Genomic DNA, 13,105 nt, shown 5'->3' on the forward strand with positions numbered 1-13,105 from the left:
GCCTAGAAAGCCGATGTCAGAACGCCGCGGTAGGCGGCGGACTCACCTCAACAGCAAGGCGCACCATAGGGCTCATTCAGCGGCGCGACGAAGCCGGAATGCATGCCCCGCCCCGCGCCACAAACAAATCGAGTTTTGCCACCCCTAACGCGCGTTATCCGCTCAGAAGCGCCTGATGATACGGTACTCCGTATCGCGCTGCGCAGCCTCTCTGCCCGCGCCTTCGATGAGGCGGACCATCTTCTTGGTCGACATATCGTAGCGCGTGCCCGCTGCCCGCACGACATTCTCTTCGAGCATGATGCTGCCGGCGTCGTCGGCGCCGAAGCCGAGCGTCAGCTGGCCGATGCGCTCGCCCTGCGTGACCCACGAGCCCTGGATGTGCGCGATGTTGTCCATGTAGAGGCGCGAGAGCGCCAGCGTGCGCATGTAGTCCCAGCTCGAGGTCTTCTCGCCGCCGAGCTCTGTGTGGCCCGGCTGGAACGTCCAGGTGATGAAGGCGCGGAAGCCGCCCGTCTTGTCCTGCAGGCGGCGCACCTTCTCCATGTGCTCGATGCGCTGCGCCATCGTCTCGCCGAAGCCGATGACCATCGTCGCCGTGCTCTCCATGCCGATGGAATGCGCGCATTCCATGACATGCAGCCAGTCGTCCGTCATGATCTTCTTGGGGCTGACCTTGCGGCGCACCTCGTCAACGAGGATCTCCGCGCCGCCGCCCGGCAGGCTGTCGAGACCAGCCGCCTGCAGCCGCTTGAGCGTCTCGAGGATGGAGAGCCCCGCCTCGCGCGCGAAGTGCTGGATCTCTGTCGCCGTGAACGAATGGATGGTGATAGAAGGATACGCCTCCTTGATCAGGCGCAGCATCTTCTCGTAATACGCGAGGCCGAGCTCCGGGTAGAGCCCGCCCTGGATCATGACCTGCGTGCCGCCAGCCTCGACCGTCTCCCGGACCTTCTCGAGAATCTCTTCATGGGAGAGCAGGTAGGCGTCCTTGCTGCCCTGCCGCCGGAAAAAGGCGCAGAAGCGGCACTCGTTGACGCAGACATTCGTGTAGTTGATGTTGCGGTCAATGATGAAGGTCGTCGTGTTGCCGAAGCGCTCCTTGCGGATCTTGTCTGCCTCGCGCCCGAGGGCGATGAGGTCGCCCTCGCGCAGCAGATCTTCTCCTTCTCGTTCTGTCAGTCTCATACGCCCTCCTCACTGCCGCCAATCGGCCGATAGAATGTGTCGCGCTCGACGGGCTCGTAGCCCGCCTCGCGGATGATCTTCTCGAGCTGCGTGCGCGTGATACCCGTCTTCGTCCGCGCGCCTGCTGCATGGATGATCTTCTCCTCGCCGATCGTACCGTCGAGGTCGTCGGCGCCGAAGCCGAGCGCAAGCTGCGCGACCGGCATCGTCAGCATGATCCAGAACGCTTTGACGTGGTCGATGTTGTCGAGGATCAGGCGCGAGAGCGCCATCATCTTCATGTCCTCCCAGGCGCCCACGCGCTGCAGATGGTACTCCTCGCCGAGCTCCGTGTGCGCCGGATGGAATGGGAAGAGCATAAAGGCCTGGAAGCCGCCCGTCTCATCCTGGATCTCGCGAATCTTGATGAGGTGCTGTATCCGCTCCTCGATCGTCTCGACATGGCCGTACATGATGGAGGCATTCGTGCGGATGCCGAGGCTGTGCGCCGTCTTCATCGTCTCGATCCACTCCGCCGTCGTCGCCTTCTTCGGGCAGATGATCTGGCGGACGCGGTCCGAGAGAATCTCCGCCCCACCGCCCGGCAGGCTGTCGAGGCCGTCTTCCTTGAGCAGCGTCAAGACCTCGCGGATGCTCTTGCCCGTCATCTTGGCGAAGTTGACGATCTCGACCGGTGTGAACGCCTTGACGTCTGCATCTGGCAGGGCCGCTTTGACCTGCCGCACGACGGCGCGGTAATACGAGAACGGCTTGTCGGGATGCAGTGCCGAGACGATGTGGATTTCCGACAGGTTCGGCGTCTCTTTTGCCTTTGCGAGAACGCGCTCGATGTCATCGGGCTCCATCACGAAGCCGCGCGCATCACCCGCCTCCACCTGGAAGGCGCAGAGCGGGCAGTTCGAGCTGCAGATATTCGTCAGGTTGATGTGGCGGTTGACGGTGTAGTAGACGCAATGCCCACTCTTCCGCTCCTTCGCCTTGCGCGCGCAGTCCGCCAGGAACAGCAGGTCATTGTCCTCGTAGAGCGCCAGGGCATCTTCGAGGCTCAGCCGCTCCCCCGCCGCCGCTCTTGCGCGCGCCGCTTCGATTTGCTTCATATCTATCCCTCTCATTCAATGATGCGCAAGATGTTGAAATTGCAGTCACAGGCGGCCGGGATGCGGCCCGCCTCCTTGATGATGCGGATGATGTTGTCCTCGCTCAGGGCCCGCGGGCTCTTCGCGCCGGCATCGTGCAGGATGGTCTCCTTGTGGACCGTGCCGTCGATGTCATTGGCGCCGAAGCCGAGTGCGACCTGCGCGACCGGCACCGTCAGCATGACCCAGTACGCCTTGATGTTCTTGAAGTTGTCGAGCATCAGGCGCGAGATGGCCATCGTGCGCAGGTCATCCCACATGCTCGTCTGCTTGACGTGTTCGCCGAGCTCCGTGTGTTTCGGCAGGAACGGGAAGCAGATGAACGTCTGGAAGCCGCCCGTCTCATCCTGCAGCGCGCGCAGGCGCAGCAGATGGTCGACGCGCTCCTCCAGCGTCTCAATGTGACCGTAGAGCATCGAGGCGTTCGACTTGATGCCGAGTTTGTGCGCCGTGCGCGCCACCTCGAGCCATTCATCCGCCGTCGCCTTGTTCGGGCAGAGCTCGCCGCGCACGCGGTCGGAGAGGATCTCCGCACCGCCGCCGGCAATGGCCTGCAGGCCGCCGCGGTCGCGCAGCTGGCGCAGCACCTCTTCGACGGGCAGGCCCGAGATCTCGGCGAAATGCGTGATCTCCACGCCGGTGAAGCCCTTCATGTAGAGCTGCGGGAAGCGCTCGTGCAGCGCCTCCACGATACCGAGGTAATCCTCGAACGACCAGGTCGGATGGAGCCCCGAGACGACGTGAAGCCCCGCAAGGTTCGGGTCGCGCATGGCGTCCTCGACGACCGCGATGGCCTGTGCCTTCGTCATCGCATAGGCGCCCTTCTCATCTGCATCGCGGCCAAAGGCGCAGAACTTGCAGTGAGAGGTGCAGATATTCGTCAAGTTGACATGGCAGTTGACGTTATAGTAGACAATGTCCCCGCACTTTTCGCGGCGCACGTGATCGGCCAGGGCGCCGAGCCAGGCGAGGTCATGGCACTGGAAGAGCCTTATGCCGTCCTCCCGCGTCAGGCGCTCTCCGCGCATCACCTTCGACTCGATATCTTGATATTCTCTTGTAGCCAGCAAAACAAAAACCTCCGTATTCTGTGCCGCTCCCCGCAGCACGTTTCCGCTCGTATCGCGTGCAAACTCCTTCTATTATATCATCGAACATTTCAGATTCCTAGGTCAAAAGTCATGCCAGAGGGTACGAACCATAAATGTCATGAATATGTCCATCTTGCACAAACAACGATGGATTTTTTATCTGTAACATTGTATAATATAAGAGTCTATTCATCGTGCACGCGCGTGTACAGATTCACAGAGAAAAGGTGGGATTCCTCATGAGACTATCCAATGTATCCAAACGCTGTAAACTCCTGGCGCTCGGCGCTGCTGCGGTGCTGAGTCTCGGCCTCATGGCCGGCTGCGGCTCCAGCGACCAGTCGTCTTCCTCGGGCAGCGGCAAGACCTACAAGATCGGCATTGTCCAGCTCGTCGAGCACAATGCGCTCGACGCCGCCAACAAGGGCTTTGTCGATGGCCTCAAGGAACGCGGCTTCGAAGAGAGCAAGAACATCACGATCGACCGCCAGAACGCACAGGCCGATCAGTCGAACCTCCAGAACATCGCCCAGCGCTTCGTCAGCGCGAAGATGGACCTAATCTGCGCCATCGCGACGCCAGCAGCACAGACGATGGCCAACGCCACGCATGACATCCCGATCGTCGGCACGGCCATCACCGATTATGAGGGCGCGAAACTCGTCGCCTCCAATAAGGAACCGAAGGGCAACGTCACCGGCACGAGCGACATGAACCCGGTCAAGGAACAGATTGACCTGCTGCTGAAGATCAAGCCGAACGCCAAGACGATCGGCACGGTCTACTGCTCGAGCGAAGTCAACTCGGAAGTCCAGGTCAAGGCCATGAAGGAGTACGCCGAATCAAAGGGCCTGACGGTCAAGGTCGCGACGATCTCCACGGTCAATGACATCCAGCAGGCAGCGCAGAGCCTCATCGGCTCCGTCGACGCCTTCTACGAGCCGACCGACAACATCATCGCCTCGGCCATGCCGACACTCATCGACATCACGAACGCCGCCAAGGTCCCCGTCATCTGCGGTGAGCCGAACATGGTCAAGGCAGGCGGCCTCGCCACCTACGGCATCGACTACTACAAGCTCGGCGTCCAGACGGGCCACATGGCAGCCGACATCCTCGAGGGCAAGAAGCCTGCTTCCATGCCGATCGAGATGGCCAAGGACCTCAAAGTCACGGTCAACAAGGCCAACGCTGCTCTGCTCGGCATCACCTTCCCAGAGGATGTCCTCAAGGATGCTGACGTCATCGAATGAGCCGGATGAGGCACTGCAAGTAAGGAGAACAACATGGATCTAGTCATATCCACTGTTTCACAGGGGCTGCTCTGGGCGCTGCTCGCCATCGGCGTCTATCTGACGTTCCGCGTGCTCGACATCGCGGACCTCACCGTCGAGGGCAGCTTCCCTCTAGGGGCAGCCACGGCCGCCACGCTGCTGACGGCCGGCTACCACCCCATCGCGGCAATCCTCGCGGCCTGCGCCGCGGGCATGCTCGGCGGCGTCGTCACAGGCTTCCTCTGCACGAAGCTCAAGATCCCGGCGCTGCTCGCCGGCATCCTGACGATGATCGCGCTCTACTCGGTCAACCTGCGCATCATGGGCAAGGCAAACCTGCCGCTCCTGCAACAGGACACGATCTTCACGATCTGGCAGTTCACCGGCCTCGACAAGGGCATGACGACGCTCGTCATCGGCGCCATCATCGTCCTGATCGTCGCCGTGCTCAACTACTGGTTCTTCGGCACGGAGATCGGCGCCGCCGTGCGCGCGACAGGCAATAACCCGCACATGATCCGCGCCAACGGCATCAACACCGACGCCATGGTCGTGCTCGGCCTGCTACTCTCGAACGGCCTCGTCGCCATGTCCGGCGCCCTCGTCGCGCAGAGCAACGGCTTCGCCGATGTCGGCATGGGCGTCGGCACAATCGTCATCGGTCTCGCCTCCGTCATCATCGGCGAGGTGCTCTTCGGCACGAGGAGCTTCAAGAACTGCCTGATTTCCGTCATCCTCGGCTCCATCGTCTACCGCGCCGTCATCGCCGCGGTCCTGCAGATGGGCATGCCGCCGAATGACCTCAAGCTCTTCACGGCCATCCTCGTCGCCATCGCGCTCTCTCTGCCACTCATACAGGCACGCTTCAACGCATTGCGGAAGGCGGTGAAGAAATAATGCTCGACATCAAGCACATCTCCAAGACATTCAACCCCGGCACGATCACCGAGAAATTGGCCCTGCACGACGTGAGTCTCCACCTTGACGCGGGCGACTTCGTCACCGTCATCGGCGGCAACGGCGCAGGCAAGTCGACGCTGATGAACTCCATCGCGGGCACCTATCCCGTCGATGAGGGCACCATCGAGATTGCCGGCACCGACATCACGAAGTGGCCGGAGCACAAGCGCGCCAAGTTCATCGGCCGCGTCTTCCAGGACCCGATGATGGGCACAGCGGCCGGCATGATGATCGAAGAAAACCTCGCCATCGCCGCCCGCCGCGGGCGCCGCCCTACCTTGCGCTGGAGCTCGTCCTCAAAGGACCGCGAGCACTTCCGCGAACTCCTCGCAGGGCTCAAGCTCGGCCTTGAGGACCGCCTCGAGTCAAAAGTCGGCCTGCTCTCCGGCGGCCAGCGCCAAGCGCTGACCCTCTTGATGGCCACGATGGCCAAGCCGAAGCTCCTGCTGCTCGACGAGCACACAGCCGCCCTCGACCCGAAGACGGCCGAAAAAGTCCTCGGACTGACCGAGAGCATCGTCCGCGAGCAGCAGCTGACCACCCTGATGATCACCCACAACATGCGCGACGCACTGCGTCTCGGCAACCGCCTGATCATGATGTACAACGGGCACATCCTCTTCGACGTCAGCGGCGAGGAAAAAGCGCACCTGACCGTCAAGGATCTGCTCGCCATGTTCGAGAAAGCCGCCGGCAGCGAGCTGACAAGCGACAGCCTGCTGCTGAGCTGACGTACATCCAACACCACTCACATCCAACAGCGTAGCGCGGGGGCATATATTTCGGCTTCGGCGCTGCCGCTGAATGTGGCCCATGGCACGAATCACATCAAGGCTGTTTCGCCGCCTGCCGCGGCGTTCCGACATCACTGTGCTAAGCAGGGATGTCTTGGGCCACAGCCCTGCGGGCAATCGCTCCACGCCTGCAGGCGAAATACATGCCCCCGCTTCCAGATCGTCGAAACGAGCCTTGCGGGCCCGAAGGGGATGGGCGGGCAAAAGCGGAGCGTTGGCGTCCTGCGTCAAGAATTGATTTTTTTCCCGACAAGAATCCTGTCTAAAGAGCGTCGTCCAAGCGGAGCGCGTTTAGCTCTTTAGGCAGGATTCATTCCTAAGGGAAAAAAATCGATTCAGCAGGACGCCTCAGCGAAGCGTTGCACGCCCATCCCCTCCGGCCCCCGCGCATCGATGCTCGATGTAAAAAACAAAGAAGAAGCCAGTTCCATGTAAAAAACATGCATGGAACTGGCTTTTCTGTCGGATGGATTCCGTTGACTCAGAGGTATTCCTCGAAGCGCTCGAGGTCGAGGATATGAAGATTCTTGCCCTCTACTTTGAGCAGGCCATCCTTCTGCATCGCTGAGAGCTCTCTTGATAGCGACGGGCGCGTGACGGCCAGGTAGGCTGCGAGGTACTCGCGGCTGACGGCGAGCTCGACGTGGCCGTCTGTGTCCATGTTCTGGAACAAGTAGCGCACGATCTTCTCGCGCAGGCTGCCGCTCGCGAGCACCTTGATGCGGCCGTGCATGAAGTAGGCCTTGCGCGCGAAGATGCGCATGAGGTTGCGCTCGACGAGCAGCGCGCTGCGCGAGGGCGATTCATCCTGACTGCTCAGCGTGAAGAAGCGGCTGCCGATCTCCAAGAGCTCCGTCTCCTTCGCCGCCTCGACGTAGATGTCGTAGGGACGCTTGAGCACCTCGTAGACCTCGCCAAACATGTCACCCGGCTCGTTGACCTCCGAGATGAAGATGCGTCGGCCGGAGAACGTGTCCTTGAGGATGTGCACCTCGCCGCGCAGGAGGATGTAGAGGGAATGCGGCTGATCGCCGTCGTGGAAGACGATCTCGCCTGGCGCAAACACGTGGCGGCGGACCTGGCTCGAGGCCAGAAGTTCCGCAATCTCTGCGTCATCCATGCCCGTCGTCAGGTTGCTGCAGCGCAGGATGGAGGCCACCGGCGCCTCCTGGTTTGACAGGCAGCTGCAGCAGGCCGGGCCTCCCTTTTTCCGGACGGTACTCATCGGCTCATTCCTTGACGAGGAGCTTCTCGATCTCGACGACGTACATCGTGTGGTAGTCGTCCTTGTACCACTTCTCGTCGCAGCTCTTGTCGATGAAGAACTCCGAAGCGAGCGGCTGCGCGTAGAGCTTGCGGCAGAGCATCGTCACGCGCGCCTCGTCGAAGTACGTGCGGCCGTTGTCGTGAAGGACCGTCAGGCCGGCCTTCTTGATCTTGTCCTCATCGCGGCCCGAGACCGTGCCGAAGTAGTTCATCATCTTGCGGTACTCCTCCGGGAATACCGACAGAGACAGGCCGTCTGCCTTGTCGACGAATTCCTTCGTGTAGCGCGTCGGACGGATGAAGATGTAGGCCACCGGCTTGCCCCACATGATGCCAAGGCCGCCCCACGAGGCCGTCATCCCGTTCGACTTGCCCTCGTACTCGCCCGTGACGAGCAGCCAGTCCTTGCCGATGACGCGGAACGGGCTCTCATTGAAATCAAACGGGGAAATCTCTTTTACTGCCATGATGCTCTTCCTTTCTGCTGTACACACCTAAATCATATATCCACATGTTATCCACAAAACACAGGGGATATCCACAGGTCTTCCATGGATATCCCCAGTTTTCTGTGGATAAAGTTTACTTCTTCTCCTCATCCTCGAGCGCATTGTCGAGTGTGTGCCATGCGAGCACGGCGCACTTGACGCGGGCCGGCATGTTCGAGACGTTCTGGAGTGCCAGCGCCTCGTCGAGTTCCTCGAGCTCGCTCTCGTCCGTGATCTCGCGCTTGATCATGCCGATGAACTTCTCAGCAAGTTCCTTGGCCTTCTCGACCTTCTGGCCGCGGATCAGGTCAATCATGATGTCCGTCGAGGCCTGCGAGATGGCACAGCCGACGCCCGTGAAGGAAGCGTCCTTGACGATGCCGTCCTCGATCTGGAGTTCCAGCGTGATCTCATCGCCGCAGCTCGGATTGTGGCCCTTGAGCGCGCACGTCGCATGCGGCAGGTGACGCTTGTTCTCCGGATTGCGGCTGTGCTCGCCGATGAGCTCTGTGTAGATGTCTTCAAGCGCCATAGCCGAGGACCCCCCTTACCTTCTTGAGTGCATCGATCCAGCGGTCGATGTCCTCGCGCGTGTTGTAGAGATAGAAGCTGGCGCGGCAGCTCGCGTTCTGACCGAGGTAGCGGTGCAGCGGCTGTGCGCAGTGATGGCCGGCGCGGACTGCGACGCCGTAGCTGTCGAGGATGCTCGCCACATCGTGCGGATGGACGTCCTTGACGTTGAAGGCGATGATGCCCGTCTTGTTGTCGCTCGTCGTATCGCAGCCGTAGAGCTCGATGTACGGCAGCTCGCGCAGCTGCGGCAGCGCGTAGTCGACGAGGTCCTTCTCGATGGCCTCGATGCGGTCGAACGTGATCGTCTCGAGGTAGTCGATGGCCGCCGTCAGGCCGGCTGCGCCGCCGACGTTCTGCGTGCCTGCCTCGAATTTGGCCGGCAGCTCAGCATACGTCGTATCCTGCTCCTCGACGTACTCAATCATGTCGCCGCCGCGCAGGAACGGTGGCATCGCGTCGAGGATGTCGTACTTGCCGTAGAGCACGCCGATGCCCATCGGCGAGAGCATCTTGTGGCCGGAGAACGCAAAGAAGTCGCAGTCGAGGTCGCGGACATCAACCTTCATGTGCGCCACGCTCTGCGAGCCGTCGACGATGGCGACAGCGCCGACGCTGTGCGCCTTCTTGACAATCTTCTTGACGTCGTTCTTGAGGCCCAGGACGTTCGAGACTTGCGTCACAGCGACGATCTTCGTCTTCTCCGTGATCTTCGTCTCGATGTCCTCATCCGAGAGGTTGCCGTCTTTCTCCAGATAGATGTACTTGAGCGTCGCGCCCGTCGTCTTGGCAACGAACTGCCACGGCACGAGGTTGCTGTGATGCTCCGTGATCGAGATGACAATCTCATCGCCGGCTTTGACATTGTGCAGGCCGTAGCTGTAGGCGACGAGGTTCAGCGCCTCCGTCGCATTCTTGGTGAAGATGATCTCCTCGGGGCGGGCCGCATTGATGAACTTCGCCGTGCGCGCACGCGCATTCTCATAGATCTCCGTCGCCTTGACCGAGAGCGCGTAGGCGCCACGGTGCGGATTGGCGTTGCAGCCGCCGTAGTAGCCGCAGATGGCCTTGATAATCTGCTCCGGCTTCTGCGTCGTCGCGCCGTTGTCGAGATAAGCAATCTGTTTCCCGTTCATCTCCATCTTGAGAAGCGGGAAATCCTTCAAGAATTCCTGTGCATCAGCCATTTGAAAGTCTCCTCTGCAAATACGTATCGATCTCTGCCTTGAGCTCCGCATCCGGGATGCGGTCGAGCACCGGATTGAACGAGGCCTCGACGACGAGGCGCTGTGCCTCCGCGAGGTCAAGGCCGCGGCTCATGAGGTAGAAGAGCTTGTCTTCATCCATCTTGCCGACGGAAACGGCATGGTGGCCGTCCACATCGTCCTCATGCGAGAGCATGATCGGCACGCTGCGGTTGCGGACGTTCGGGGAGAGCAGGACGACTTCTTCGTCCTCGCGGCCGACCGAGCCCTTCGAGCCCTCGAGGAAGTCGAGCGTGCCGCGGAAGATCTTCTCGCTCTTGCCGAGCAGGGCGCCGCGCACCTGCATGTTCGCATCCGTGCGGCGGCCGCCCTGGCGGATGACGTAGTTGAGGTCGATGACGCTCTCGCCATCGCCGAAGTAGAGGCCCCAGACGTCGGCCTTCGAGTCATCACCGACGAGGTCGACGTGGAGCTCCGTCGCCGTGTGGCGCGCGCCAGCCTCGACGACCGTGTAGGCAAAGGTCGCGCCCTTGCCGACAAATACCTTGACGCGGCAGGTGTAGAGCGCATCGTCCGGCACGAGCTGGGCATTGACGAGGTGGAGCTTCGCGCCCTCCTCGATATGCACCTGCAGCTCGTACTGGCCGCCCTCGCGCTGCGTCAGCACGACTTCATCCTCCTTGCCCGCTTCGACAAGGATCTTCTGCGTCTTTACATGTTCATTGATATCAGCCGGAATCCTGCTCTCATTGACGCCGAGCCAGCGCCAGGTACGCATGGGTATCCGGGAGAATGTCTTAAGCTCTGCCATATCAGCCCATCGTCCCTTCTAATTCAATGTTGACCAGGTTATTCATCTCTACGGCGTACTCGAGCGGCAGCTCCTTGGCAATCGGCTCGACGAAGCCGCGCACGATCATCGCACGCGCCTCGTCCTCATCGATGCCGCGGGAGGTCAGGTAGAAGATGGCCTCATCGCTGATGCGGCCAATCTTTGCCTCATGCCCGATATCTGCCTCATCGCCCTCGATGTCCATGACCGGCAGCGTGTCGCTGCGCGACGCATTGTCGAGCATCAGCGATTCGCAGTTGACGGAGCATTTCGCGAAAGGAGCGCGGCGCGTGACCTTGACGGCGCTGCGGTACGTCGCCATGCCGCCCGCCTTCGAGATCGTGCGCGTGTTGATGTTGGCCGACGTGTGCGGGGCCGCGTGGATGACGCTGGCACCCGTGTCGAGGTTCTGGCCCTTCGAGGCGAACGTGACGCCCGTGAACTCGCAGCGCGCATTCTCGCCGTGCAGGATGCTGCACGGGTAGAGGCACGAGACATGCGAGCCAAAGGAGCCCGATACCCACTCGATGATGCCGTCCTTCTCGACGAGCGCGCGCTTCGTGTTGAGGTTCATCATGTTGCGCGACCAGTTCTCGATCGTCGAGTAACGCAGGCGCGCGCCCTCCTTGACGAAGAGCTCGACGCAGCCCGCGTGCAGGTTCGTGACGTTGTACTTCGGCGCGGAGCAGCCCTCGATGAAGTGCAGGCTCGCGTTCTTCTCGACGATGATCAGCGTGTGCTCGAACTGGCCGGCACCTGCCGCATTGAGGCGGAAGTATGACTGCAGCGGGATCTCCACATGGACGCCCTCCGGCACGTAGACGAAGGAACCGCCGGACCAGACAGCGCCGTGCAGCGCCGCAAACTTGTGATCCTTCGGCGGCACGAGCGTCATGAAGTACTCCTTGACGACATCTTCGTGCTCGCGGATGGCCGTCTCCATATCCGTGTAGATGACGCCCTGCTTGACGAGGTCATCCTGGATGCTGTGGTAGACGACTTCCGAGTCGTACTGCGCGCCGACACCGGCAAGGCTCTGCTTCTGCTCCGCCTCCGGGATGCCGAGGCGGTCGAACGTGTTCTTGATGTCCGCCGGCACATCCTGCCAGTTGCCCGTCATCTTGGCATCCGGCTGGACATAGGTGACGATGTCGTCCATATTGAGCTCCGAGATGTCCGGGCCCCAGGTCGGCAGCGCCAGGGAATTATAGACCGCAAGAGACTTGAGGCGGAAGTCGAGCATCCACTGCGGGTCGTTCTTGCGCTTCGAGATATCGCGGATGATATCTTCCGTCAGGCCGCTCTGCGTCTTGTAGACGGAGTGGTCCTCATCTTTGATGTCGTAGAGCGTACGCTCGATGTCCTCGACGTACGTCTTCTTTTTCGGTACAAATTTTTCTTCAGCCATCGCACGCCTCACTTTTCTGCCTGGGCATCGAGGATGTGCGTGAAGCCGCGGCGGTTGATGTCATCGATGAGCTCCGGGCCGCCCTCTTCGACAATCTCGCCGTTGATGAGGACGTGGACCCGGTCGACCTTGAGTTTCTCGAGGATGCGCGTGTTGTGCGTGATGATCAGGCAGCTGTTGTCCTCGTTGTGGAATTTCGCGACGCCTTCGGAGACGATCTGCACGGCATCGACGTCGAGGCCCGAATCCGTCTCATCGAGCAGCGCGAGCTTCGGGTTGAGCATCAGGAGCTGCAGGATCTCCGTGCGCTTCTTCTCGCCGCCCGAGAAGCCGACATTCATGTAGCGCTCCGCGTACTCCGGCTTCATCTTGAGCTCTTCCATCGTCGCCTTGAGCTGGCGGCGGAACGGCACGATCTTGACGCGCTCACCAGAGATGGCCTGCTTCGACGTGCGGATCATATTCTCGACCGTGATGCCCGGAATCTCCTCCGGCGTCTGGAACGAGAGGAACAGGCCCTTGCGCGCGCGCTCGAACGTCTTGAGGCCCGTGATGTCCTCGCCCTCGAAGGACATCGTGCCGGACGTGACTTCGTACTTCGAATGACCCATGATGATGTTCATCAGCGTCGATTTACCGGAGCCGTTCGGTCCGAGGATGACGTGCACCTCGCCCTTGCCTACCGACAGACTCAGGCCCTTGAGGATTTCCTTGCCTTCGACACCAGCATGGAGATCCTTGATTTCCAAAAGATTCTCAGCCATATGTAAAACTCTCCTTTAAGACTTAAGATATATGCTCGGATCGTAATCCTTACAAAAATACTCGGGATTGATGATTTCATTTTATGGCCTGTGCGCCAAAAAGTCAATAGCAATAGCCATCTTCTATAA

Annotated in this window: 13 protein-coding genes; 3 read left to right on the top strand and 10 right to left on the bottom strand. The window is 60.7% G+C overall.

Annotation, left to right across the window (positions count from 1 at the left end):
* Positions 1–162 precede the first annotated feature (162 nt).
* Genes mqnC through mqnE (T518_RS09240) form a run of 3 tightly spaced genes read right to left on the bottom strand, consistent with a single transcriptional unit; the run spans position 163 to position 3,394 of the window.
* Positions 163–1,188 carry a cyclic dehypoxanthinyl futalosine synthase gene (mqnC, locus tag T518_RS09230; protein ID WP_036378441.1) on the bottom strand — a complete coding sequence of 342 codons (1,026 nt, stop codon included), beginning with the start codon at positions 1,186–1,188 and terminating at the stop codon, positions 163–165.
* Complete coding sequence (gene mqnE / locus T518_RS09235; protein ID WP_036378442.1) at positions 1,185–2,285, bottom strand: aminofutalosine synthase MqnE; 1,101 nt, start codon at positions 2,283–2,285, stop codon at positions 1,185–1,187. Before mqnE (T518_RS09235) ends, mqnC begins: the two co-directional genes overlap by 4 nt.
* Positions 2,286–2,296: 11 nt before the next feature.
* The gene (mqnE, locus tag T518_RS09240) at positions 2,297–3,394 is read right to left on the bottom strand and encodes an aminofutalosine synthase MqnE (protein WP_036378443.1); all 1,098 of its coding nucleotides are present in this window, start codon (positions 3,392–3,394) and stop codon (positions 2,297–2,299) included.
* A 260-nt stretch (positions 3,395–3,654) separates the two neighbouring features.
* Between mqnE (T518_RS09240) and T518_RS09245 the strand changes: the two genes are divergently transcribed.
* The 3 genes from T518_RS09245 to T518_RS09255 are packed head-to-tail and all read left to right on the top strand — an operon-like array spanning position 3,655 to position 6,380.
* Positions 3,655–4,668: an ABC transporter substrate-binding protein gene (locus T518_RS09245; protein ID WP_036378444.1), complete on the top strand. Its 1,014-nt coding sequence runs from the start codon at positions 3,655–3,657 to the stop codon at positions 4,666–4,668.
* 33 nt (positions 4,669–4,701) lie between these two features.
* Entirely contained in the window at positions 4,702–5,586 is an 885-nt protein-coding gene (locus T518_RS09250; protein WP_036378445.1) for an ABC transporter permease, read from the top strand.
* Positions 5,586–6,380 carry an ABC transporter ATP-binding protein gene (locus tag T518_RS09255; RefSeq protein ID WP_036378446.1) on the top strand — a complete coding sequence of 265 codons (795 nt, stop codon included), beginning with the start codon at positions 5,586–5,588 and terminating at the stop codon, positions 6,378–6,380. The genes T518_RS09250 and T518_RS09255 overlap by 1 nt, the downstream gene beginning before the upstream one ends.
* A gap of 544 nt (positions 6,381–6,924) precedes the next feature.
* Here T518_RS09255 and T518_RS09260 read toward each other — a convergent pair.
* The 7 genes from T518_RS09260 to sufC form a co-directional block, all read right to left on the bottom strand.
* Complete coding sequence (locus T518_RS09260; RefSeq protein WP_244881846.1) at positions 6,925–7,668, bottom strand: Crp/Fnr family transcriptional regulator; 744 nt, start codon at positions 7,666–7,668, stop codon at positions 6,925–6,927.
* 4 nt (positions 7,669–7,672) lie between these two features.
* Positions 7,673–8,176 carry a flavin reductase family protein gene (locus T518_RS09265; RefSeq protein WP_036378447.1) on the bottom strand — a complete coding sequence of 168 codons (504 nt, stop codon included), beginning with the start codon at positions 8,174–8,176 and terminating at the stop codon, positions 7,673–7,675.
* Between the two features lie 115 nt (positions 8,177–8,291).
* Positions 8,292–8,729 (bottom strand): Fe-S cluster assembly sulfur transfer protein SufU, encoded by a 438-nt coding sequence (gene sufU / locus T518_RS09270; RefSeq protein WP_036378448.1) that lies wholly within the window; start codon positions 8,727–8,729, stop codon positions 8,292–8,294.
* Positions 8,719–9,954, bottom strand: coding sequence for a cysteine desulfurase (locus tag T518_RS09275; protein ID WP_036378449.1), 1,236 nt, complete (start codon positions 9,952–9,954; stop codon positions 8,719–8,721). The genes sufU and T518_RS09275 overlap by 11 nt, the downstream gene beginning before the upstream one ends.
* A complete protein-coding gene (locus T518_RS09280) occupies positions 9,947–10,783 on the bottom strand; it encodes a SufD family Fe-S cluster assembly protein (RefSeq protein ID WP_036378450.1) in 837 nt (278 codons plus the stop codon). The genes T518_RS09275 and T518_RS09280 overlap by 8 nt, the downstream gene beginning before the upstream one ends.
* A 1-nt stretch (position 10,784) precedes the next feature.
* Positions 10,785–12,212, bottom strand: coding sequence for a Fe-S cluster assembly protein SufB (gene sufB / locus T518_RS09285; protein WP_036378451.1), 1,428 nt, complete (start codon positions 12,210–12,212; stop codon positions 10,785–10,787).
* 8 nt (positions 12,213–12,220) lie between these two features.
* Positions 12,221–12,976, bottom strand: coding sequence for a Fe-S cluster assembly ATPase SufC (sufC, locus tag T518_RS09290; protein ID WP_036378452.1), 756 nt, complete (start codon positions 12,974–12,976; stop codon positions 12,221–12,223).
* Positions 12,977–13,105: the final 129 nt, after the last annotated feature.

The organism is Mitsuokella jalaludinii DSM 13811 (genome assembly GCF_000702905.1).
Classification (GTDB): domain Bacteria; phylum Bacillota; class Negativicutes; order Selenomonadales; family Selenomonadaceae; genus Mitsuokella; species Mitsuokella jalaludinii.

Bases quoted from the DNA above. Each gene is read 5' to 3' on its own strand.
- mqnC (WP_036378441.1), bottom strand. From the start codon at position 1,188: ATGAGACTGACAGAACGAGAAGGAGAAGATCTGCTGCGCGAGGGCGAC.
- mqnE (WP_036378442.1), bottom strand. From the start codon at position 2,285: ATGAAGCAAATCGAAGCGGCGCGCGCAAGAGCGGCGGCGGGGGAGCGG.
- T518_RS09245 (WP_036378444.1), top strand. From the start codon at position 3,655: ATGAGACTATCCAATGTATCCAAACGCTGTAAACTCCTGGCGCTCGGC.
- T518_RS09250 (WP_036378445.1), top strand. From the start codon at position 4,702: ATGGATCTAGTCATATCCACTGTTTCACAGGGGCTGCTCTGGGCGCTG.
- T518_RS09255 (WP_036378446.1), top strand. From the start codon at position 5,586: ATGCTCGACATCAAGCACATCTCCAAGACATTCAACCCCGGCACGATC.
- T518_RS09260 (WP_244881846.1), bottom strand. From the start codon at position 7,668: ATGAGTACCGTCCGGAAAAAGGGAGGCCCGGCCTGCTGCAGCTGCCTG.
- T518_RS09265 (WP_036378447.1), bottom strand. From the start codon at position 8,176: ATGGCAGTAAAAGAGATTTCCCCGTTTGATTTCAATGAGAGCCCGTTC.
- sufU (WP_036378448.1), bottom strand. From the start codon at position 8,729: ATGGCGCTTGAAGACATCTACACAGAGCTCATCGGCGAGCACAGCCGC.
- T518_RS09275 (WP_036378449.1), bottom strand. From the start codon at position 9,954: ATGGCTGATGCACAGGAATTCTTGAAGGATTTCCCGCTTCTCAAGATG.
- T518_RS09280 (WP_036378450.1), bottom strand. From the start codon at position 10,783: ATGGCAGAGCTTAAGACATTCTCCCGGATACCCATGCGTACCTGGCGC.
- sufB (WP_036378451.1), bottom strand. From the start codon at position 12,212: ATGGCTGAAGAAAAATTTGTACCGAAAAAGAAGACGTACGTCGAGGAC.
- sufC (WP_036378452.1), bottom strand. From the start codon at position 12,976: ATGGCTGAGAATCTTTTGGAAATCAAGGATCTCCATGCTGGTGTCGAA.